1 protein-coding gene is annotated in these 286 nt (G+C 53.1%); it reads right to left on the bottom strand.

Features of this window, described 5'->3' with window-relative positions:
- On the bottom strand, window positions 1-286 hold a 286-nt coding region (locus tag R7Q48_RS26015), incomplete at both ends, for an acyl-CoA dehydrogenase family protein (RefSeq protein ID WP_411979290.1).

Raw genomic sequence — 286 nt, 5'->3', positions numbered from 1 at the left:
ATACCTGCAACAGTTAGGTTGCTGGCCGCATCCATGACGTATGCATTACCGCCAAGACGCGCCAATGGCTCTTCAACGCCTTCCATGTGACCGATTGGTTGTTTGAACTGACGACGAATGCGAGAGTATGCACCCGTTGCCATCGCAGCCGATTTGATACCACCCGTCGAGTTAGAAGGTAGCGTGATGCCACGGCCGACCGACAGACATTCCACCAGCATGCGCCAGCCTTGCCCTGCCATTTTCTCACCACCGATGATGAAATCGATAGGAACGAAAATGTCTT

It is taken from the genome of Vibrio sp. 378 (assembly GCF_033339435.1).
The sequence above is the reverse complement of the archived record's forward strand: the minus strand, read 5'-3'. Positions and strand labels throughout refer to the sequence as shown.